Raw genomic sequence first — 21,912 nt, forward strand, 5'->3', positions numbered from 1 at the left:
TCGCGCCGCAGCCGCTGGTGGCCGACGACCTCGCCGCCGGTCGCCTGGTCGCGCCCTGGGGCTTTGTCGAAAGCCCGGCGCGCCTGGCGCTGTGGGTGCCGGGGCGCAGCCGCGACAGCCGCGCCGAGCGCCTGGCGCAGTGGCTGGGTCGGGAGCTGGGCGGCTGAATCTCGACTAGCCTCAGACAGGCATCCATCTGCCCGAGGAACAGCGCATGTCTGACCACCGCACCTACAAGAAGATCGAAATCGTCGGCACCTCCAAGCTGAGCATCGAGGATGCCATCGCCAACGCCCTGGCCGAATGCGCCAAGAGCGTGCGCAATATGGACTGGTTCGAGGTGGTCGAGACCCGCGGTCATATCGTCGACGGCAAGGTGGCGCACTACCAGGTCGACCTCAAGGTCGGCTTCCGCATCAGCAACAGCTGAGGCTCGCTCTCAAGCCTGGGTTAGCAGCTGATCCCAATCGGGATCGGCCTGCAGCCGTGCGGCGAGAAAATCCAGCAGGGCACGCAGGGCCGGCAGCATCTGCCGGCGCGAACCATACAGGGCATGAATGCCCAGTGCCTCCACCCGGTAGTGCGGCAACAGGGCCTGCAGCCGCCCGGCGCGCAGCAGCGGGGCGACCGAGTACAGCGGCTGCAGGCTGATGCCGGCACCGGCCAGGGTGGCCTCCAGCAGCACGGTGGACTCGTTGGCGCTGATGGTGCCGCCCACCGCGATGCCAAGGGGTTCGCCATCCCGCTCGAACTGCCACAGGCTGTGGCCGAAGTAGGCGTAGGTCAGGCAGTTGTGCTGGCTCAGTTCCTGTGGCTGCTGCGGTGTGCCGTGGCGCGCCAGATAGCTCGGCGCGGCACACAGCACCGAGTGGCAGGTGGCCAGGCGGCGGGCGATCAGGTTGGGGTCGAGCTGGTTGGTGATGCGTACGGCCAGGTCGATGCGCTCCTCCACCAGATTGACCGCCAGGTTGCTGACCTGCAGGTCGATGGCCACGCGCGGATGCCGTTCGACGAACGCCGCCACCGCCCGCGCCAGCCAGGCCTGGGCGAACGACTGGCTGCTGGCGATGCGCAGGGTGCCACTGAGGTCGTCACTAGCGCGCTGCCCGGCATCCTGTAGCTCGTCAGCCAGCTCCAGCATGGCGCGACAGCGTGGCAGTAGCTCCTCACCCAGGCCGGTCAGGCTTAGCTTGCGTGTGGTGCGGTGCAGCAGACGTGCGCCGATCCAGCTTTCCAGTTCGCCCAGGTAGCGCGAGACCATCGCCCGCGACATCTCCAGGTGCTCGGCGGCTGCCGTCTGGTTGCCGCGCTCGACCACTTCGACGAAAACCCGGGCGGCGGTGAGTCGATCCATGATTAGCTCGATTTGTGCAATAGATATGCGCAGATTAGCGGGCTTTTTGCACGCTTTCGAGCAACTAAGATGCGCCTCGTCCCACTCCATTCCCGAGGTTCGCATGTCTCTTCGTTCCCTTCTCGGCGTTGCCCTGCTCGGCGTCGCCAGCCTGATCCAGGCCGCGCCTCTGCAGTTGCAGGTGTACAACCCCGGCGAGGCCGCGGTGTTTCCGGTCAGTTCCACGCTGATCACTGGTGAGCACGAAGCGCTGCTGGTCGACGCCCAGTTTTCCACCCGCGAGGCCGCCGAACTGGTGAAGCTGGTCAAGGCCAGCGGCAAGCGCCTGACCACCCTCTACATCAGCCACGGTGATCCGGACTTCTACTTCGGCCTGCAAACCCTCAAGGAGGCCTTCCCCGAGGTCCGGGTGTTGGCCAGCGCCGCCACTGTCGAGCATATTCGCGCCACCCAGGCCGGCAAGCTGGCCTACTGGGGGCCGATCCTCAAGGACGCTGCGCCGAGCCGTGTCATCATTCCCGAGACGTTGCAGGGCGATAGCCTGAACCTGGAGGGCCATGAGCTGCAGCTGGTCGGTGTCGATCCCGCGCGCACCAGCCTGTGGATTCCTTCGCTCAAGGCCGTGGTCGGCGGCGTGCTGGTGGATGCCGGCGAGCATGTCTGGACGGCCGATACCCAGACTGCACAATCGCGCCGCGACTGGCTGGCCAGCCTCGATCAGATCGAGGTGCTACAGCCGCAGGTGCTGGTGCCCGGCCATTACCTGGGCGAGGTGCCGCACACCCTGGCCGCCCTGCGCTTTACCCGCGGTTACCTCAAGGCCCTGGAAGTGGAGCTGGCCAAGGCCCGGAGCGCCGCCGCGCTGATCGAGGCCATGCAGCGCCGCTATCCGCGTCTGCCGGGCGAGTCCAGCCTGGCGCTGAGTGCCAAGGTACTCAAGGGCGAGATGCCGTGGCCCTGAGCGCCTGTCGGCAGCCTTGTGAGGGACGCCGGCTTGCCATCTGCGCCTCGGCCCCCATATACAAGGTCTGACCCGAGGAGGCTCCCGATGAGCAAGCTGTCCACTACGCCACTCTCCGTACTCGATCTGGCGCCCATGCGCGATGACGATCTCGGCGCCGCGCCCGCCCTGCAGCGCTCCCTCGACCTGGCCCGACACGTGGAAACGCTCGGCTTCTCGCGCATGTGGGTGGCCGAGCACCACAACATGGAGGGCATCGCCAGTTCCGCCACCGCCGTATTGCTTGGCTACCTGGCGGCCAATACCTCGACGCTGCGCCTGGGCTCCGGCGGCATCATGCTGCCCAACCACGCGCCGCTGGTGGTGGCCGAGCAGTTCGGCACGCTGGCCGCGTTGTATCCGGGCCGCATCGACCTGGGCCTGGGTCGCGCGCCGGGAGCCGATATGGCCACCGCCCGTGCCCTGCGCCGTGACCGCCTCGGCGGCCCGGACGACTTCCCCCAGGATGTCGAGGAGCTGCAGCGCCTGCTCGGCCCGCGTCAGCCCGGGCAGAACGTGATCGCCGTGCCCGGCGTGGACAGCCACGTGCCGATCTGGCTGCTCGGCTCCAGCCTGTTCAGCGCCCAGCTGGCGGCGCAGAAGGGCCTGCCCTATGCCTTCGCCTCGCACTTCGCGCCGCGCTACCTGCACCAGGCGCTGCGCATCTACCGCGAGCACTTCCAGCCCTCGGCCGTGCTGGACAAGCCCTACGCCATGATCGGCGTGCCGCTGATCGCCGCGCCGACCGATGAGGAAGCCGAATTCCTCGCCACCAGCGCCTACCAGCGCATCCTCGCTCTGATCCGCGGGCAGAGCCTGGTGCTGCGCCCGCCGGTGGAGAGCATGGCCGGGCGCTGGCAGCCGCACGAGCAGCAGGCGGTCGGCGACTTCCTCGGCCTGGCGGCCATCGGCGGGCCGGAGAAGATCCGTGCGCGTCTGGAGGTGCTGCTGGAGCAGACCGGTGCCGATGAGCTGATGTTTACCTGCGACCTTTACGACCCGGCCCAGCGTCTACGCAGTTTCGAGATCGCCGCCAACCTGCGCGGAAAGTAAAGCGAACTTGCGCACGGCTCATGCCCTCTCAAGCGGTACACCCACGGCTTGAGAGGAGCACGCGATGAGCATCAAGAAGACGGCTTCGGCCCACTGGCAGGGCGGCATCAAGGACGGCAAGGGCCGCATCAGCACCCAGAGCGGTGCCCTCAGCGAGTCGCCCTACGGCTTCAACACCCGCTTCGAGGGCCAGCCCGGCACCAACCCCGAGGAGCTGATCGGCGCCGCCCATGCCGGCTGCTTCTCCATGGCCCTGGCCAAGGAGCTGGGCGAAGCCGGGATGATCGCCGAGAGCATCGACACCCAGGCCGAAGTGACGCTGGACAAGACCGACGGTGGCTTCGTCATCAGCGCCGTGCATTTGAGCCTCAGGGCGCGCATTCCCGGCGCCGACCGCGACGCCTTCGAGCAGGCGGTGGAAACCGCCAAGAACGGCTGCCCGGTGTCGAAAGTGTTGAATGCCGAGATCAGCCTGCAGGTGGTGCTGGACGACTGAACTGGCAAGGCTGCGTCTGGCTTTCCCGGCCTGCTCAACGACCCGAGGGCCGCGAAGCGGCCAGCTGTAGCCCGGATGCAATCCGGGAGCGACGCTGCCTGCTTCCCGGATTGCATCCGGGCTACGTTCTTCAATGACAAGGCCGCGCTTGAGCGCGGCCTTGTCGTTTAGCGGCGTTCCATCCTTACATTAGGCGCTTGCCATCCTCGCGGGTGACCACCACGGTGGCCGAGCGCGGGCGACGGCCGGGGCCGTCCGGCCAGCTGCTGAGCAGGTTGGTGGCGGTGGAGCCTTCGCCCGGGTGCTGGATGTTGACGAACAGGGTGCGGAAGTCCGGCGTGGCGCTGATGCCGGTGACTTCGGCGCCGATCGGGCCGATCAGGAAGCGCTTCACCTCACCCGTGCGCGGGTCGGCCACCAGCATCTGGTTATGGCCGAACGGGCCGCTGGCCAGCTGGCTGCCGCTCATGTCGGTCTGAATCCACAGGCGGCCGTCCGGGTCGAACCACAGACCGTCCGGGCTGGCCAGGATGTTGCGCTCGTCCAGCGGCTGGCCGTCCGGGCCGCGGCTGTCGGTTTGCGGGCCGGCGAGCAGGAAGATGTCCCAGCGGAAGCGGGTGCCGGCATGGTCGCTGCGGTTCTCGCGCCAGCGGATGATGTGCCCGTAGGGGTTGGCGGCGCGCGGGTTGGCGGCGTCGGCGACGGTGCGCGAACTGTTGTTGGTGAGGGTGAAGTAGACCTCGCCGTTGTCCGGGTTGACCGCGCCCCATTCCGGACGGTCCATCTTGGTGGCGCCGACGATATCGGCGGCCAGGCGAGTGTTGATCAGCACTTCGCCCTGGTCGGCGAAGCTCACCCCGGCGGCGCTGCAGGCGGCCTGGAAGGCCTTGTCGCGCAGGTCCAGGGCCAGCCACTCGCCGCTGCCATCGCCATTGAAGCGGGCCACGTAGAGGGTGCCGTCATCCAGCAGGCGGCCTGGCTGGCGCAGGATCGGCAGGTATTTGCCGCGGCTGACGTACTTGTAGATGTATTCGTTCTGCGAGTCGTCGCCGGAATAGCACACCAGCGGGCGACCGGCCTTGACCGGGGCGAAGATCAGGCCTTCGTGGGCGAAGCGGCCGAGGGCGCTGTGCTTGACCGGCGTGGAGGTCGGGTCGAACGGGTCGATCTCGACGATCCAGCCGAAGTGGTTGGGCTCGTTGCGGTAGTCGCCGCTGGCATCGGCGGCCTTGCGCGTGGCGTCGAAGCGCTCGAACTCGTCGCCGGGCAGGGTATCCCAGCCGAAGCGGCTGGTGCTGCGCAGGCCGTAGCGCTTGAGCTCGCGCGGCAGGTCGCTGTCGCGGCTGGCGAAATAGCCGGCCCAGTTCTCTTCGCAGGTCAGGTAGGTGCCCCAGGGCGTGTAGCCGTTGGCGCAGTTGTTCTGGGTGCCACGGGTGGCGGTACCGTCGGGGCTGTAGCGGGTCTTGAGCAGGGCGTGGCCGCGGGCCGGGCCGGCGATCTGCATCGGCGTGGCGGCGGTGATGCGGCGGTTGTAGCGGCCGGGCACCACTTGCCAGTCGCCGAAGCGATCACGACGAATCTCGACGATGGTCACGCCGTGGGCGTTGATTTCCTTGCGCACTTCCTCGGCCACGGTGCGCAGCCCGTTGACCGCGGTCGGGCCGTTGGGGTGCAGCAGTGGGGCGTCGATGTATTCGTTGTTGAACACCAGCAGGCCGTGGCTGGAGTGCCGGCCGCCGCCGCGGCGACCGTCGGCGGGGAAGAAGTGCATGCCGTCGTGGTGCATGCCGACCTGCTCGGCCTGGTCCTGGGCGCTGTTGCTGGCATCTTCGAGGAAGGGCGGGAAGCTGCCGGAAATCGGCGTGCCCCAGGGCAGGATCACGCTGGCGCGGTAGCCGGCCGGCACGGTGATGGTATCGGCGCGGCTGACCGGCAGGGCCTCGAAGGGCAGGCGGTTGCGCTTCTTGAACGGCAGCTTGGCGCCGTGCTCGGCGGCCTCCACCGCCTGCGGCAGCACGCCGAGGAAGCCCAGCGCGCCGATGGCCGCACCACCGGCGAGGATCTGCCGGCGGCGCTGGTCGATCAGCTCGCTCATGTGCGGGTTGGCGGAGTGGTTGCTGAGCGGCTCATCGCCGTTGCCAAACAGCGCGGTGTTCTGGTCATCAAGGCTCATCGTTCGGATCCTTCTGCGGAGGAGATGCGACGGAGCCATGACGCTAGCGGCCGTTAACGACGAAATGATGACGTTGCGGTGGCGAATCGATGGAATGCGAGTGGCTTAACGTTTTGCCTGGCCGGGGGGTGGAAATAAAAAACCCGGGCCAGGCCCGGGTTCTTCAGCGTGATCAGGATCAGCCGTTCTGGCGGATACCGGCCACCAGCCAGGGCTGGTTGTCGCCGTTGCTGCGCTCCATGCGCCAGCTTTCGCTGAACGGCTCGCCCTGGTCGAAGCGCGAGGTCTTGGCCACGCCGCGGAAGGTCAGGGTGGCCACGGTCTTGTCGGCCAGCTCGTCGATGCCGTCCAGCTGCACGTCGAGGTCATCGATGTAGGTGGACTGGAAGCCATCGCCCAGGTCGGCACGCTCGCTGGTCAGGAAGCTGAGCATCGACGGGGTGACGAACTCGGCGATCTTGTCCATTTCGTTGGCGTCCCAGTGTTGCTGCAGGGCCAGGAAATGCTCGCGGCCGGCGGCCAGGAAGCGCTGCTCGTCGAACCAGGCCGGGGCGCTGAAGGCCGGACGCGGGGCGGCACCGCCGCTGCTGCCGAAGATCGGCTGCTGCGGCATCTGCCGCTGCATGCCGCCGGCTACCGCGGGCTGACCCTGGCTCTGTGCCTGGCGACGGGCGGCGAACAGCTTGAAGATGACGAACGCCAGCAGGCCGAGGATCAGGAAGTCGAAGAACTGGAAGCCTTCGAAGCCGTCACCCATGAACATCGAGGCGAGCAGGCCGCCAGCGGCGATGCCGGCCAGCGGGCCGAGCCAGCGCGAGGCGCCGCTGGCGGCTGGCGCAGCGCGCCCTGCTGCGGCTGCGGCGCCACTGGTGGCGGCCGGTTGGCTGGCGCTGGGAGCGTCGGCCTGGCGGGTCTGGTGGGTCGGCGCGGAGCCGAAGGACTTGCCGCCGCCCAGACGCTTGGCGTCGGCTTGGAGGCTGAAGGTCAGACCCAGGCACAGGGCCAGGGCGATACTGAGGAAACGCTGCATGAGGGGCAATCCCGCTGAGGTTATGGTTCGCGCGTCATGCTGCCGCAGAGCAGTGACCCTGACCAGCCACAGAATGTTTCCGGATTTATGTGCAGGTCTGTTGGTCAGCCACGCAGAAGCCAGCCCAGTGGCGCACGACGCAGCTGACGGCGGAGCAGGGCGCGCAGGTCGGCGGGGGCTTCCTCGGCATGGTGCAGCCAGTGCACGAAGGTCCGCAGGTAGGCACCGGTCAGCAGGCTCTCCTCGGCGATGCGGCTCAGGTGCAGGTTTTGCCGTCGCGCCGCTTCCCGCCACCACTGTACGGTGCGGCTGACGCGCAGCAGACCGCCGACCTGCAGGTGCACATGGCCGGGTTCCAGCTTGTACAGCAGCATCTGCCCGGTCACCGCGCGGTGGGGCGCCAGCGCGCCCAGCCAGGCGATCAGCAACTCTTCCAGGCGTTTCTCGGCCGTCAGGATGGCCAGGTCGGCAGCTTTGCCGCGTGCCAGCAGAGCCTGGTCGGCGCGATCGAACCAGGCTTCGACCAGATCATCCTTCTGCCGGTAGTGCCGGGCGATGGCGGCCAGATCACAGCCCAGGGCATCGGCCACTTCGTGCAGGTGCAGACGCTCCCAGCCGCAGATGTCGGCCAGGTCGAGGGCTTTATCGAGAATCTGGGTGGCGGATGGCGTCGAGCGCGGCATGTGAGTACCTCCGCTCGACAGTATGGTCAGCCCTGGCGGCAGGCTGGCAGGAGCTGACGGATGGCCGGCCTACGACCACACAGGGCGAGCCGTAGGAGGGGCCTTGGCCGCGATTGGGGCGACTGCGATCTTGCCTGTATCGCGGCTAAAGCCGCTCCCACGAAGCGTGGGAACTGGCTGGGCGCTACCCAGCCTACAGCTCAATCCAGAGACTGCCGCCTTAGCGCCAGTCGTACAGCTCTTTCTCGGCCAGCGCGTGCATCGGCGCGACCTGGGCCTGGAAGGCCTGCATGGAGGCCCAGATGCGGCCGTTCAGCTCGCTCTGCGCGGCCAGCTCGCCAAGCACCACGGCGGATTGCTGGCGCAGCGCTTCCAATACCTCATCGGGGAAGCGCTTGAGCTGAACGCCCTGCTGTTTGAGCTGCTCCAGGGCGCGGGCGTTGTTGTACACGTAGTCATCCTGCATGTGCTGGTTGGCGGCGCGGGCGGCTTCCTCGACGATGGCTTCCAGGTCGTCCGGCAGGGCGTCCAGGGCTTTCTGGTTGATCAGCAGCTCCAGCGCCGCCTGCGGCTCCTGCCAGGCCGGGTAGTAGTAGTACTTGGCCGCCTTGTGCAGGCCGAAGGCCAGGTCGTTGTAGGGGCTGACCCAGTCGGTGGCGTCGATGGCGCCGGTCTGCAGCGCGGTGAATACCTCGCCGCCAGGGAGGTTGACGGTGGTCGCACCGAGCCGGCTCAGCGCCTCGCCGCCAAGGCCCGGCATGCGGATCTTCAGGCCCTTGAGGTCGTCCAGCGAGTCGATTTCGGTATTGAACCAGCCGCCCATCTGCATGCCGGTATTGCCCACCGCCAGGGGCTTCACGCCGAACGGCGCGTAGGCCTCGCTCCACAGCTTGAGGCCGTCCCCCTGGCTGAGCCAGGCGTTCATCTCGCTGGCGGACAGGCCGAACGGCACGGCGGTGAAGAACTGCGCGGCCGGCACCTTGCCCTTCCAGTAGTAGGCCGCGCCATGGCCCAGTTCGGCGGTGCCCTGCGACACCGCGTCGAACACTTCCAGCGCCGGCACCAGTTCGCCGGCGGCGTAGACCTTGATCTGCAGGCGCCCGCCGCTCATCACCTTGACCCGCTCGGCGAAACGCTCGGCCGCCGTGCCCAGGCCTGGGTAGTTCTTCGGCCAGGCGGTGACCATCTTCCACTGCAGCTGCTGCACCGGGGCGGCTACAGCCTGCTGCACGGATTTGTCTTCTTCCTTGCAGGCGGCGAGGCCGAGGGCGGCGAGGGCGCCGGCGAGCAGCATCAGGGGGCGGCGGATCATGGGGGCTCCTTGGTAGATTTAGATGGAGTATCGAATCTGTTCAAAGTCTCGCGAGCTAGAGGTATGCAAGGCAAAAACGGGCGAAGAAGCGCAGTTTACGCTGAGTAAATGAGCATGACTCGCTTTCGCTCGCCCCTCCGGGGCCGCCCTTTGGGCGTTAGCCGCAAGCGGCTTCTGAGCCTGTTTTTAACGCAGCAGACCCGACGCGCAGCAGGCTTTGGCAGATTCTCACACGGCTTCCAGCTTGGCGTAGGCCAGCATCAGCCATTTGCTGCCTTCACTGGCAAAATTCACTTGCACGCGGGCCTGGGCGCCGCTGCCTTCGAAATTGAGGATCACGCCCTCGCCGAACAGTCTGTGGCGCACGGCCTGGCCCAGACTGAACGGGGTCTCCGGCACGGCTGCGCCGCTGAACATCGAGCCGCCGCTCATGCTACGCGCCGGGGTGCTGTAGGGGCGGCTGACGCTGCCGGACAGGCGCACTTCCTGGATCAGCTCGGCGGGTATCTCGCGGACGAAACGCGACACCTTGTTGTAGGTCTCGCTGCCGTACAGGCGGCGGGTCTCGGCGTAGGTCATGACCAGGCGCTGCATGGCGCGGGTCACGCCGACGTAGGCCAGGCGGCGCTCCTCTTCCAGGCGGCCGGGCTCCTCCAGGCTCATCTTGTGCGGGAACAGCCCCTCTTCCAGGCCAACCAGGAACACCAGGGGGAACTCCAGGCCCTTGGCGCTGTGCAGGGTCATCAGCTGCACGCAGTCCTCGTGCTCCTCGGCCTGGGTGTCGCCGGCTTCCAGCGAGGCGTGGGTGAGGAAGGCGGCCAGCGGGCCGAGGTCATCCTCTTCCTCGTTCTCGAAGTTGCGCGCGGCGCTGACCAGTTCCTCCAGGTTCTCCACCCGCGCCTGGGCCTTCTCGCCCTTCTCGGCCTGGTGCCAGGCCAGCAGGCCGCTCTGCTCGATGACAGTCTGGGTCATCAGGTGCAGCGGCATGTCCAGCACCTTGGCCGCCAGATTCTCGATCAGCTCGACGAAGCCGGCCAAGGCGCCGGCCGCGCGGCCGGGCAGGGCCTTGTTGGCGATCAGCTGCTGCATCGCCGCCCACATCGACAGCTCGCTGTGGCGCGCGTGCTCGCGGATCGCCTCGACGGTCTTCTCGCCGACGCCGCGGGTCGGTACGTTGATCACCCGCTCCAGCGCGGCGTCGTTATGCCGGCCGTCGAGCAGGCGCAGGTAGGCCACCGCGTTCTTGATCTCGGCGCGCTCGAAGAAGCGCTGGCCGCCGTAGATGCGGTAGGGAATCTTCTCGCGCAGCAGCGCTTCTTCCAGCACCCGCGACTGAGCGTTGGAGCGGTAGAGGATGGCGATTTCGCTGCGCTTGAGGCCTTCCTTGCGCAGGGCGTCCTCGATGGATTCGACCACGTAGCGCGCTTCGTCGTGTTCGTTGAAGCCGGCGTACAGGCTGATCGGCTCGCCGTCGCTGCCGTCGGTCCACAGCTCCTTGCCCAGGCGTCCGCTGTTGTTGGCAATCAGCGCGTTGGCGGCCTTGAGAATGCCGGCGGTGGAGCGGTAGTTCTGCTCCAGACGGATCATCTGGCTATCGGGGAAGTCGCTGGAGAACTGCTGGATATTCTCAATCCGTGCGCCGCGCCAGCCGTAGATCGACTGGTCGTCGTCGCCCACCACCATCAGGCTCTCGCCGCCCTTGGCGAGGAAGCGCAGCCAGGCGTACTGCACGGCGTTGGTGTCCTGGAATTCGTCCACCAGGATGTGGCGGAAGCGCTTTTGGTAGTGCGCCAGCAGGTCGGGCTTGTCGCGCCACAGGTCGAGGGCGCGCAGCAGCAGCTCGGCGAAGTCGATCACCCCGGTGCGCGCGCAGGCCGCTTCGTAGGCCTCGTAGATCTTCAGCATGGTGGCGAGGAACAGGTCGCCGCCGGGCTGGATGTTCTTCGGCCGCAGGCCCTCGTCCTTCTGCCCGTTGATGAACCACTGCGCCTGCTTGGCCGGCCAGCGCTGCTCGTCCAGGCCCAGCTCGCGAATCACCCGCTTGATCAGGCGCTGCTGATCGTCGGAATCGAGGATCTGGAAGTTCTCGCTGAGCCCGGCTTCCTGCCAGTGTGCGCGCAGGATGCGGTGGGCCAGGCCGTGGAAGGTGCCGACCCACATGCCGGCCGGGTTCAGCCCGAGCAGCTGCTCGATGCGCTGGCGCATCTCGGCGGCGGCCTTGTTGGTGAAGGTCACCGACAGGATCGAATAGGGCGAGGCGCCGAGGAACTGGATGAGGAACGCGATGCGGTGCACCAGCACGCGGGTCTTGCCCGAGCCGGCGCCGGCCAGCACCAGCTGGCGGCCGAGCGGGGCGGCCACGGCCTGACACTGCGCATCGTTGAGGGAGGCGAGGAGGAGTTCGGGGTCGAAAGTGGCGGGATCGTTATGCATCGCGGCATTCTACGGGCCGGCCGGAGGGGCGGCAAACCGTGACCAGAAATGGCTGGCTGGTCAGTGAACAACTGTTCGCCGCTCGTCGAGGGGTGCCATTAAAAAGCCAGCTTCAGGCTTGGGCAGGCGCTCTAGCTCGGGTATGCTCGGCCGACGTCAGGCACACCATTACAAGAAAACCGCCTATGACTCAGCCACATCGGGAGGCTCCCGCCAGCAGTGCGGCGGATGACTCTCAGGTCATTTTTCAGCGCTTTGCCACCGATATCGCGGTGGAGCGCACGCGCATGCTGTACCTGGGTTCCCAGGTGCCTACGCTGTTCATGTTGCTCGGTGCCCTGGCCTGTGCCGGCCTGCTTTGGCAGGGTCAGCAAAGTCTGCTGCTGGCCGGCTGGCTGGTCTGGGTGGTGCTGCTGGCGGTGCTGCGACTGATCCAGATGACCGCCTTCAATGCGGCGACACCTGCGCGCCAGGCCAATCCGCACTGGCGGCGCATGTTCCTGGTCGGTGCTGGCCTCTCTGGCTTGAGCCTGGCCTTCACCGTGATCTTCCTGGTGCCGGCTGACCAGTTTCTGCTGCAGGCCGTGGTTTACGGGCTGATCGCCGGAGCGATCCTGTCCGCCAGCGTGGCCTACGCCGTCAGCCTGTCGGCCTTTCTGGCGTTTTCCCTGCCCTGCCTGCTGCCTTCCATCGCCTATCTGCTGCTGGGCGATGAGCTGAGCCGTCAGGGCTGGGGCCTGCTCGGCCTGATCCTGCTGCTGAGCCTGTGGGTGGTGGCCTGGCAGGTCAATCGCCTGGTCCAGCGCGGCCTGCTGCAGCGTTTCCAGAATCAGGCGCTGATCGAAAGCCTGGAACAGGCCCGCGAGAGTGCCGAAGGTCTCAACCTGGAGCTGGCCCGTGAAGTGGAGCAGCGCCGGCGTGCCGAGTCCGAGCTGCGTCAGGCCCATGACGAGCTGGAGATCCGTGTGGCCCAGCGCACCCTGGAGCTGGATGATGCCAGCCATGCCCTGGGCAAGAGCGAGGCGCGCCTGGCCCTGGCCCTGGAAGCCAGCGAGCTGGGCCTGTGGGACTGGAACCTGCAGACCGACGAAGTGCACCACAGCCAACTGGAACGCATCTTCGGCATGCGCCAGGACGAAGTCAGGGGGGTGCTCAGCCACCTCAGGCCACGCCTGCACCCGGATGACGTGCCGCTGCTGCGCCGGGCCCTGGTCGAGCACCTCAAGGGTCGCAGCGACGGCTACTGCGTGGAGTACCGCGTGCGTCATGCCGACGGCCGCTGGCGCTGGGTCGAGGACCGCGGTCGTGCTGTGGAGCGCGATGCCCAGGGCAAGGTATTGCGCATGCTCGGCACCCGCCGCGACATTACCGAACGCAAGCGCCAGGACGAGGAGCAGCGCCTGGCCGCCACGGTGTTCGAGGCGGCCAGCGAGGGCATCGTCATTCTCGATGCCGATTACCTGATGCTGTCGGTCAACCAGGCCTTCAGCGAAGTCACCGGCTACCGCAAGGACGAGGTGCTGGGGCGCAGTGTCGCGACCCTGGTCAGCAGCCGCGAGGCACGGCGCCAGTACCAGCTGATCCGTGAGCAGCTGGAGCTGCACGGCAGCTGGCGTGGCGAACTGCTGGAGTCGCGCAAGAACGGCGAACTGTATCCGCAGTGGCTGCAGCTCAATGCCGTGCATGACCGCCAGGGTCGGGTCAGCCATATCGTCGGCTTCTTCTCCGACTTGTCGCAGCGGCGCCAGACCGAGGAACGCCTGCGCTACCTGTCGCACTACGACGAACTGACCGGCCTGGCCAATCGCAGCCTGTTCCGCGAACGCCTGCACGAGGCCTGCGAGCGGGCGCGGCAGGGCGAGACCCAGATCGCGCTGCTGCATATCGACCTGGACCGTTTCAAGCTGCTCAACGACAGCCTCGGCCATGAAGTGGCGGATCAGCTGCTGCGGCAGATGGCGCGGCGCCTCAATCAGGCGGTGCCGGAAGCCAACACCGTGGCGCGCCTGGCCGGCGACGAGTTCGCCATCCTACTCGACGCCCACGGCAGCCTCTCTGCCCTGGCGCGCACCGCTAGCCGCCTGCTGAGCAAGCTGCGTACACCGATGGATGTCGGCGGCCATGAGCTGGTGGTCAGCGCTTCGGTCGGCATCAGCCTGCTGCCGGACAATGCCCGGGAAATGTCTGCGCTGATCAGCCAGGCCGGCATGGCCATGCAGCACGCCAAGCACCTGGGCGGCAACACCTTCCAGTTCTACACCGACAACCTGCAGGCTTGCACCCTGGAGCGCCTGCAGCTGGAGACCCAGCTGCGCAAGGCGATCGACGACGGCCAGCTGGAGGTGTTCTACCAGCCCAAGCTGTGCCTGGCCGACGACAGCCTGAATGCCGCCGAGGCGCTGGTGCGCTGGCGACACCCGCAGTTGGGCCTGGTGCCGCCCAGCGAATTCATTCCGCTGGCCGAGGAAACCGGGCTGATCGCACCGATCGGCGAGTTCGTCCTGCGCCAGGCCTGCCGCCAGGCCCGTGAGTGGCAGTGCCAGGGCCTGGCCGACCTGCGCGTGTCGGTCAACCTGTCCGTGCATCAACTGCGCCAGGGCAATCTGATCGCTCTGGTGCGCCAGGTGCTCGACGAAACCGCGCTTCCGGCACACCTGCTGGAGCTGGAGCTGACGGAAAGCCAGCTGCTGGACAACGTCGAGAACGTCATCACCACCTTCCAGCAGTTGCGCGACCTGGGGGTGAAGCTGGCGATCGACGACTTCGGCACCGGCTACTCCTCGCTCAGCTACCTCAAGCGCTTCCCGGTGGACTACGTGAAGATCGACCAGACCTTCGTCCGTGACCTGGCCGCCGGCGGCGAGGACGCGGCGATCACCCGCGCCATCATTGCCATGGCCCACGGCCTGGAGCTCAAGGTGGTGGCCGAAGGCGTGGAAACCCAGGCACAGATGGATTTCCTCAAGGCGCAGCACTGTGACGAGATCCAGGGCTACCTGATCAGCCGGCCGTTACCGGCGGCGCAATTCACCGAGCTGCTGCAGGCCCAGGTGGAGATGAGCTGAGCCGGCCATGCCGGGCCTGCGAGTATGAGTGCTGGCGAAAATTGTCCCTCGAAATACCTATTTTCAGGCCCTGACAGCGGCGCGGGCTGACGACTGCCGTTTTGCCGATTAGCCTCGAATGTGCAGCACTCGTCGAGCGCTGTCCTGCCATCGATAACAACAATTTCATTGCCGAGCGAACGTCGCCTGCGCAGCGCCATTTTTTCTGGCCCTGCCGTCGGGCGCGTCGCGTCGTTGCGCGAACGGTGGCTCCCGTCGTGATCAGGTGAGAAGGAACGCAGATGAAACAGCTCAGCCCCATGGACTCGCACTTTTTCTACTTCGAGACGCCCAACCAGCCGATGGTCATCGGCAGCCTCTGGCTGTGCGACCAGAGTGCCGCGCCCAACGGCATCGTGCGGTACAAGGAAATCCTCCAGTACGTTGGTGATCGCCTGAATACCACCTCGATGTTCCGCCGGCGTCTGGCCCTGGCGCCCTTGCGTCTCGACGACCCCTACTGGCTGGAAGACGAAAGCTTCGACCTCGAATACCACGTGCGCCATGTCGGCCTGCCGCAGCCGGGCGATTGGCGCCAGCTGTGCATCTTTACCGCGCGGACCATGTCGCGCACGCTGGATATGGATCGCGCGCCCTGGGAGATCTACATCATCGAGGGGCTGAACAACGTCAAGGGCGTTCCGGAAAACAGCTTCGCCGTACTGATCCGCTTTCACCACGCCTATGTCGACGGCAAGTCGGCGCTGGAGCTGAGCACCGCGCTGATGGAAGACACGCCGCAGCACGAGTTCGGCAAGCGCAGCAACGTCGAGTACGTCGAGCGCGTGCCGACGCCGCTGGAAATGTGGGCGCGCACCACGCCGCGGCTGATTGGCCAGTCGTTGCGCAGCCTCAAGGCTGGCCTTGGCGTGACCCAGAAGAGCGTCGAGCTGCTTGCCCAGCTGCGCGGCGATGCGCGCCCGGAACAGCGCCGCGTGCCGCAGACGCTGTTCAACACGGCGGTGTCGCCGCACCGCGCCTATGGCGGGCATGTCTGGCGCCTGCAGGACCTCAAGCGCATCCGCAAGCTCAATCCCGACGCCTCGCTGAATGACGTGATCATCAGCATCATCGGTGGCGGCCTGCGTCGCTACCTGCTCAAGCACGACAAGCTGCCGACCGAGGGCTCGCTGGTGTCGATGTGCCCGGTATCGCTGCGTGCCGAAGAAACGCGCAAGGATGGCGGCAACATGATCTCGGCCATGTACATCGCCATCGGCACCGATATCGACGACCCGATTACCCGACTGGCCGCGGTGCACCGCAGAACGCTGCGCGGCATCCCGCTGGCCAAGGATGTGCTGTATGACCTGGGCAACTCCGCCGGCGAGCTGGTGCCGCCTTCCGTGCGCGCCATGGCCGCCTGGGTGCAGGCCAAGACCCGCCTGCTGAGCCGGGTGCCGTTCATCAACACCATCATCACCAACGTGCCAGGCATCCCCGGCACCGTGCCGCGCTATTTCGCCGGGGCGCGGATTCTGTCGATCTTCCCGCTGGTGCCGGTGTGCGACGGCATGGCCATCAGCCACGGCATCACCGGCATCTACGACAACATCAACCTCGGCGTGCTGGCCGACCGCAGCGTGATGGCGGACATGGACTTCTACATCGGCTGCATCGAAGCCTCCACCGAGCAGTACCTGAAACTGGCCGAGCAGCAGGAAACGCAAGCTGCCCAGCAGGCCCTGAATGCGGGGGCTGAGCCCGTAGCGGCTACTAGTACCCGCCAGCCCGCCCCGCGCGTCAGCGCTGCCCGTCGGCGCAAGAGCGTCGCCGGCGCAGTGGCCGGCGAGCACCGTGAATGAACCCAGCCGGGAGGTGAACGAGATGGTTTTTGCACGACTGCAATCGCGGCAGCTGCTGAAGAAGATGGATGCCGCGAAAAACTATGCCGAGTGGGTGGAGCAGGCCACGGCCTTTGATCAGCAGAGCGGCATGAGCGACTGGAAAAGCTCGGATGCCAGCAAGAGCTATGACTACCGCTCGATCCGTCAGCGCCTGGACCTGATCCGCGACCTGCGGTTTCGCCAGGACTATCACCAGTTGCTGTTTACCCTCAACGAGGGCATCCACGGCAACGTCGGTGGCATGGGCAAGCCGGCGCTGTACAACAAGGCCAAGTTCGGCACCAAGAACCTGATCCACCAGTTTGTACGCGAACTGTGCGGCGCGCTGCAGGACATCGACGAGGTCGACGAGTCGATCATCTCGCAGCAGGACAAGGAGGATTTCTTCATTCGTGCCGGCCACTGCTATGGCCGCTCGGCGCTGATGCTCAGCGGTGGTGCGGTACTGGGCTTCTTCCACGCCGGGGTGGTCAAGGCACTGTTCGAGCAGGATCTGCTGCCGGACATCATCTCCGGCTCCAGCGCCGGCTCGATCATCGCCGCCACCGCCTGTACCCATACCGATGAAGAGCTGTCGCACCGTCTGAGCATCGACAACCTGCACCATGAGGTCGACCAGACCTCGTCGATCCGTCCCACGCTGTCGCCCTTCGCCAGCCGCAACCAGCCGATGGATGCCAACAACCTGCGCGAATACCTGGGCAAGATCATTCCCGATCTGACCTTCCAGGAAGCCTTCGCCCTGACCGGGCGCAAGCTCAACATCACCGTCACCGGCCTGGCGCCGGAGCAGGCGCCGCGCCTGCTCAACGCCATCACCTCGCCCAACGTGCTGATCCGCTCAGCGGTGATGGCGTCCTGCGCCATCTATGGCATCTACCCGCCGGTAACCCTACAGTGCCGCAATGCCAAGGGCGAGACCGTGCCCTACCTGCCGGACCTGCGCTGGATCGATGGCTCCTTCGTCGACGACCTGCCGGCCAAGCGCCTGACCCGCCTCTATGGGGTCAACCACTTCATCGCCAGCATGACCAACCCGGCCGCGCTGGCCATCACCCCGGACCCGGACGCGCCGGGCAATGCGCTGCGCAAGGTGTTCAACTACCAGCGGCGGATCGTCAAGAACGCCACCACCGAGATGCTCAAGGTCAGCCGCGACCACCTGCGCTTCAAGTCGCCGGCGCTGAACATGATCCAGCACCTGAGCTACGGCGTGCTGGCCCAGGATTACACGGCCGACATCAACATCTTCCTGCGCAACCGCTGGGATCATCCGCTGCGCCTACTGGCGCCACCGTCACGCCAGGCCATGCTGCGCCTGATCCGCGAGGGCGAGCGTGCCACCTGGGAGCGCATCGAGATGGTGCGCAACTGCACGGCGGTCAGCCGCACCCTGGACGACATCCTGCATCGGCGCGGGCTGGAGCAGTGAGGCCGGCTCAGCCGTTCCAGCGCCCCGGCGCGTAGGAGAACACCGGCAGCGACCAGTGCCAGCGGATCGCCGCCAGACGCAGGGCCAGGCCGCTGGCGAAGGAGGCCAGCAGATTGAGATCCTCGTCGACGCCGAGGTGGCGCAGGCCGAGGTAGAGCAGGGCGACCAGCAGCGAAACGCTGGCATACAGCTCGTGGCGCAGCACCTGAGGCAGGCGATTGCAGAGGATGTCGCGCAGGATGCCGCCGAACACGCCAGTGATCACCCCGGCCATCACCACCACCGGCAGCGCGTAGTCGAGTTCCTGGGCGACGTTGCAGCCGATCACCGTGAAGGCGATCAGGCCCATGGCGTCGAGCAGCAGGAACAGCCGGCGCAGGTGGTGCATGAAGCGCGCGATCAGCATGGTGAACAGGCCGGCGCAGATGGTCAGGTAGATGTAGCCGGGATGCTGGGTCCAGCCCACCGGGAAGTTGCCCAGCAGGATGTCGCGCACCGTGCCGCCGCCGAGGGCGGTGATGAAGGCGATGAGGGCGACGCCGAACAGATCCATGTTGCGCTTGCCGGCGGCGAGCGCGCCGGACATGGCTTCGGCGGTGATGGCAATCAGATAGACGTAGAGCAGCACACAGAACTCCTGCGTTGGCAGGCATTTGCAAAACGTCATCGAGGCAGCCTGGCCTAGGCAAAAGCAGCCGAGAAAGCGCAATTTACGAGCTGTAAATGAGCATTTTGAGGCTGCTTTTAACAACGGCCAGGCAACGCAGATAGTTTTGCAAAAGCCTGTAAGTGCCTCTCCCCCTGTCCTTTTTACCTGAGAGTTTGCGCGGCGCGGCCGCTTGCCCCTTCGGTGGGTCGCGCATGGCGACCGCTCTCCAGACGGCTATGTCGGAATCTCGCAGTGCTGGGCCTGAGCGATCATGGGAGTTTGCGCCTTCGGCGGAGGCGCATGCGGCGCCTCGCTCTCCTGCGAGGGCGCGCAGTATAGGCAGGCGCTGATCTCAGGCCAACTGGCGCAGCAGCAGGGCATGCTGCAGGTCGATGTCCGCCGGTAATGGCAGGTAGACGGTATGGCCATCGCCGGGGGCGACTTCGACGGGGCTGCCGTCGGCCTTTTCCAGCGCGCCGAGAATGAAGCCAAGGTTGCCGTGCGGCGTCATCAGCTCCAGGCGGTCACCGACAACGAAGCGGTTCTTCACCCTCACCTCGACCAGCTCGCCGCGACGCGCGCCGGTCAGCTCGCCAACGAACTGGGCACGCTCCGACACTGAGTTGCCGCGCTCATAGTTCTGATACGCGTCGTGCACATGGCGGCGCAGGAAACCCTCGGTGTAGCCACGATTGGCCAGCGATTCCAGGTCGTCCATCAAGCTCAGGTCGAAGGGACGGCCAGCTACGGCATCGTCGATGGCGCGGCGATAGGCCTGGGCGCAGCGCGCCACATAGAAATGGCTCTTGGTACGGCCTTCTATTTTCAGCGAATGTACACCCATGCGCGTCAGCCGCTCGACATGCTGGATGGCGCGCAGGTCCCTGGAGTTCATGATGTAGGTGCCATGCTCGTCCTCGAAGGCCTCCATCAGCTCGCCGGGACGTGTAGGGTCTTCCAGCAGGAACAACCGCTCGGTCGACGCACCTTGGCCGAGAGTGGGCTGGCAGCTTTTGACTATGCCCCCCAGTGGGTCCTCCTGGCCTTCATGCGCCTGGTACTGCCAGCGGCAGGCATTGGTGCAGGTGCCCTGGTTGGGGTCGCGCTTGTTGAGGTAACCGGACAGCAGACAGCGCCCGGAATAGGCCATGCACAGCGCGCCGTGGACGAACACCTCCAGCTCCATGCCCGGCACCTGCTGGCGGATCTCCTCGATCTCCTCCAGCCCCAGTTCGCGGGACAGAATCACCCGCGTCAGGCCCTGGCGCTGCCAGAACGCCACGCTGGCCCAGTTCACCGCATTGGCCTGCACCGACAGGTGGATCGGCATCGCGGGGAAGTGCTCGCGCACCAGCATGATCAGCCCCGGATCGGACATGATCAACGCATCCGGCCCCATCGCCACCACCGGCTCCAGGTCGCGCAAGAAGGTCTTCAACTTGGCGTTATGCGGCGCGATGTTGACCACCACGTAGAAGCGCTTGCCCAGCGCATGCGCCTCGTCGATGCCGATCTGCAGATTGGCATGATCGAACTCGTTGTTGCGCACCCGCAGGCTGTAACGCGGCTGCCCCGCATACACCGCATCAGCGCCGTAGGCAAAGGCGTAACGCATGGACTTGAGGGTGCCGGCGGGGCAGAGGAGTTCGGGACGCATGGAATAGCCGCAAGAAACACAGGGGCAGGGATTCTGCGCGAGGCGCGGCAACGCCTCGTTGATCTAGGGCAATTCCTGGCCGTGGTGCGCACTGTCCTTATTGCGTTGTCGCGCCCAGCGTCATCCGCATGGTCTTGGTCAGCTTCTGCAGGCGTGGGATCACGGTTTCCGGCGGTGGGGTGAAATCGGTCAGATCGTCCGTACCCTTTTTGAAGGTAAAGATCTGCACGGCGAGCAGTGGGTCGATCAGCCCGCCACGATGGGCGATGGCGAACCAGGCGCGTTCCTGCTCACCTGAGTCGGGCTTGGGGTTGAGCTGCCAGCCTTCCAGCCCGGCCAGGCGCTTGCCGAAGTAGAGGCTTTCGACGATGGGCGAGATTTTCCACTTGCTGGCGTCATAGCCGGGGCGGTAGTCGGTGTCGTAGGTGCCCGTGGTGGGGACTATCTTATTGACGTTATCAGGGGAAACGGTCAGCAGGGAGAAGATCACATTGGGCGTACGGGTGAAGCGGAAGGAGAACTTGAAGTGATGGCTGGCCTTGCCATCGTCAGCAATAAATCCATAGGGGAAACAGACGCCAGGCTCCTTGGGCACTTCGTATAGCTCGCGGGTGCGAAAGCGGGATAGCAGGTCTTTTACTTCCTGCATTGCGTTCTCGGATTTGGGAGAGAGCGCGAAGTAATAGACACGCTGATTACGCCAAAGAAAGGCATCGAAAGGAATATGCTCGCTGCCCAAGATATGGGCGTCGGGAATGCCGAGATCGAGGTCGTAGACATGCGCGAGCGGAATATCCTTTTCTGCTTCTTCAATATCGGCCTCTACCCGGCGAACTGCCTCGGAGTCCGGGCTATATCCCTGCTCGATCAAAGACTGCACTAAACCTTTATCTGTATCTATTTGTTCACGTAGATGTTTCTGGGCTAGTCGACCACTGCCCCTGACATAGTTGGCGGCCATGTCGAACTCTTCGCGTGTGGTGATATCGCTGACATAGAGCAAGGCATCGCCACTGCCATATATATAGCTGCCGGCTTCCCCGCGACCGCTGACCTTGTCCGAGAAGGCATGCCCGCCGCCGCCTGCTCGAGAAAGCTTAGTGACAGCATCGGCTGGAAAAGTGGCCCATTCGATATCTTCGGCCACTTGAAAGGTCCAGCGCCCCAGGCATTCCTGGCGCGTTGAATCGGCCCAGGACGCTCCAGCGACCAGTAGCAGGCTATAGGCAAGCATGGATGTGCGGATCATGTGCGATGATTTTCCTGAGATGACTGACCAGTGGTATCTGCCAGGGCTGGCTGTGATGCGTCCCCTTGCCGGGCCAGCATGCTGAGGTTGAGACCTGAATCGTTATTTTCTTCCAGCGAAAAGGGCACAGATTTATTTTCAAGCAAGCACAAGAAAATAAATCTGTCCCCTTTGTGTGCTTTGTGTGTCCCCTTTGTGGTCTATGGCAGCACTTACTTGGTTCGATTAGGGCGCAGGCTTGTCTAGTGTCAGCTGCATGGTCTTGGTCAACTTTTGCAAACGTGGAATCACAGTTTCCGGCGGTGGGGTGAAGTCGGTCAGATCGTCCGTGCCCTTCTTGAAGGTGAAGATCTGCACGGCCAGCAGCGGGTCGATCAGTCCGCCGCGATGGGCGATGGCGAACCAGGCGCGTTCCTGCTCACCTGAGTCGGGCTTGGGGT

At 65.6% G+C, this 21,912-nt stretch carries 16 protein-coding genes, 2 pseudogenes and 2 riboswitches; of the genes and pseudogenes, 8 read left to right on the forward strand and 10 right to left on the reverse strand.

The features are described from left to right. Positions 1-167, forward strand: a pseudogene (locus P7A97_RS20155) (LysR family transcriptional regulator); the annotation flags it as partial. Positions 168-214: 47 nt separating this feature from the next. Beyond that, on the forward strand, positions 215-430 hold the full coding sequence (locus tag P7A97_RS20160; protein ID WP_076423465.1) for a dodecin: 216 nt from the start codon (positions 215-217) through the stop codon (positions 428-430). A 9-nt stretch (positions 431-439) separates the two neighbouring features. On the opposite strand, the gene P7A97_RS20165 is transcribed toward P7A97_RS20160, so the two are convergent. Beyond that, positions 440-1,354 carry a LysR family transcriptional regulator gene (locus tag P7A97_RS20165; protein WP_277692257.1) on the reverse strand — a complete coding sequence of 305 codons (915 nt, stop codon included), beginning with the start codon at positions 1,352-1,354 and terminating at the stop codon, positions 440-442. Positions 1,355-1,457: 103 nt separating this feature from the next. On the opposite strand from P7A97_RS20165, the gene P7A97_RS20170 reads away from it, so the two are divergent. The 3 genes from P7A97_RS20170 to P7A97_RS20180 all read left to right on the forward strand — a co-directional run bounded on the left by P7A97_RS20170 (position 1,458) and on the right by P7A97_RS20180 (position 3,903). Continuing rightward, positions 1,458-2,315, forward strand: coding sequence for an MBL fold metallo-hydrolase (locus P7A97_RS20170; RefSeq protein ID WP_277692258.1), 858 nt, complete (start codon positions 1,458-1,460; stop codon positions 2,313-2,315). An 87-nt stretch (positions 2,316-2,402) separates the two neighbouring features. Next, positions 2,403-3,407 (forward strand): LLM class flavin-dependent oxidoreductase, encoded by a 1,005-nt coding sequence (locus tag P7A97_RS20175; RefSeq protein ID WP_277692259.1) that lies wholly within the window; start codon positions 2,403-2,405, stop codon positions 3,405-3,407. A gap of 64 nt (positions 3,408-3,471) precedes the next feature. Continuing rightward, the gene (locus P7A97_RS20180) at positions 3,472-3,903 is read left to right on the forward strand and encodes an OsmC family protein (RefSeq protein WP_277692260.1); all 432 of its coding nucleotides are present in this window, start codon (positions 3,472-3,474) and stop codon (positions 3,901-3,903) included. 184 nt (positions 3,904-4,087) lie between these two features. Here P7A97_RS20180 and P7A97_RS20185 read toward each other — a convergent pair whose 3' ends face one another. The 5 genes from P7A97_RS20185 to uvrD all read right to left on the reverse strand — a co-directional run bounded on the left by P7A97_RS20185 (position 4,088) and on the right by uvrD (position 11,534). Next, a complete protein-coding gene (locus P7A97_RS20185; RefSeq protein WP_277692261.1) occupies positions 4,088-6,076 on the reverse strand; it encodes a PhoX family phosphatase in 1,989 nt (662 codons plus the stop codon). Between the two features lie 178 nt (positions 6,077-6,254). Further along, a complete protein-coding gene (locus P7A97_RS20190) occupies positions 6,255-7,106 on the reverse strand; it encodes a TIM44-like domain-containing protein (RefSeq protein ID WP_277692263.1) in 852 nt (283 codons plus the stop codon). Between the two features lie 104 nt (positions 7,107-7,210). Further along, positions 7,211-7,789 (reverse strand): TetR/AcrR family transcriptional regulator, encoded by a 579-nt coding sequence (locus P7A97_RS20195; RefSeq protein ID WP_277692264.1) that lies wholly within the window; start codon positions 7,787-7,789, stop codon positions 7,211-7,213. A 220-nt stretch (positions 7,790-8,009) separates the two neighbouring features. Continuing rightward, the gene (locus P7A97_RS20200; RefSeq protein WP_277692265.1) at positions 8,010-9,101 is read right to left on the reverse strand and encodes a TRAP transporter substrate-binding protein; all 1,092 of its coding nucleotides are present in this window, start codon (positions 9,099-9,101) and stop codon (positions 8,010-8,012) included. Positions 9,102-9,329: 228 nt separating this feature from the next. Further along, positions 9,330-11,534, reverse strand: a complete 2,205-nt coding sequence (gene uvrD, locus P7A97_RS20205; RefSeq protein ID WP_277692266.1) for a DNA helicase II — start codon at positions 11,532-11,534, stop codon at positions 9,330-9,332. Between the two features lie 185 nt (positions 11,535-11,719). Between uvrD and P7A97_RS20210 the strand changes: the two genes are divergently transcribed. The 3 genes from P7A97_RS20210 to P7A97_RS20220 all read left to right on the forward strand — a co-directional run bounded on the left by P7A97_RS20210 (position 11,720) and on the right by P7A97_RS20220 (position 17,917). After that, entirely contained in the window at positions 11,720-14,599 is a 2,880-nt protein-coding gene (locus P7A97_RS20210; RefSeq protein ID WP_277692267.1) for an EAL domain-containing protein, read from the forward strand. A gap of 281 nt (positions 14,600-14,880) precedes the next feature. Beyond that, a complete protein-coding gene (locus P7A97_RS20215) occupies positions 14,881-16,443 on the forward strand; it encodes a wax ester/triacylglycerol synthase family O-acyltransferase (protein ID WP_277692268.1) in 1,563 nt (520 codons plus the stop codon). A gap of 22 nt (positions 16,444-16,465) precedes the next feature. Beyond that, on the forward strand, positions 16,466-17,917 hold the full coding sequence (locus tag P7A97_RS20220) for a DUF3336 domain-containing protein (RefSeq protein WP_277692269.1): 1,452 nt from the start codon (positions 16,466-16,468) through the stop codon (positions 17,915-17,917). Between the two features lie 7 nt (positions 17,918-17,924). Here P7A97_RS20220 and P7A97_RS20225 read toward each other — a convergent pair whose 3' ends face one another. The 4 genes and pseudogenes from P7A97_RS20225 to P7A97_RS20240 form a co-directional block, all read right to left on the reverse strand. Continuing rightward, a complete protein-coding gene (locus P7A97_RS20225) occupies positions 17,925-18,584 on the reverse strand; it encodes a trimeric intracellular cation channel family protein (protein WP_277692270.1) in 660 nt (219 codons plus the stop codon). A gap of 124 nt (positions 18,585-18,708) precedes the next feature. Beyond that, positions 18,709-18,806, reverse strand: a riboswitch (glycine riboswitch). Then, positions 18,807-18,897: riboswitch (glycine riboswitch) on the reverse strand. 21 nt (positions 18,898-18,918) lie between these two features. Next, the gene (gene yegQ / locus P7A97_RS20230) at positions 18,919-20,223 is read right to left on the reverse strand and encodes a tRNA 5-hydroxyuridine modification protein YegQ (protein ID WP_277692271.1); all 1,305 of its coding nucleotides are present in this window, start codon (positions 20,221-20,223) and stop codon (positions 18,919-18,921) included. Positions 20,224-20,320: 97 nt separating this feature from the next. Next, positions 20,321-21,472, reverse strand: a complete 1,152-nt coding sequence (locus tag P7A97_RS20235; RefSeq protein WP_277692272.1) for a T6SS immunity protein Tli4 family protein — start codon at positions 21,470-21,472, stop codon at positions 20,321-20,323. A 225-nt stretch (positions 21,473-21,697) separates the two neighbouring features. Next, positions 21,698-21,912, reverse strand: a pseudogene (locus P7A97_RS20240) (hypothetical protein); the annotation flags it as partial.

Source organism: Pseudomonas sp. GOM6 (genome assembly GCF_029537485.1).
Lineage (GTDB): Bacteria > Pseudomonadota > Gammaproteobacteria > Pseudomonadales > Pseudomonadaceae > Aquipseudomonas.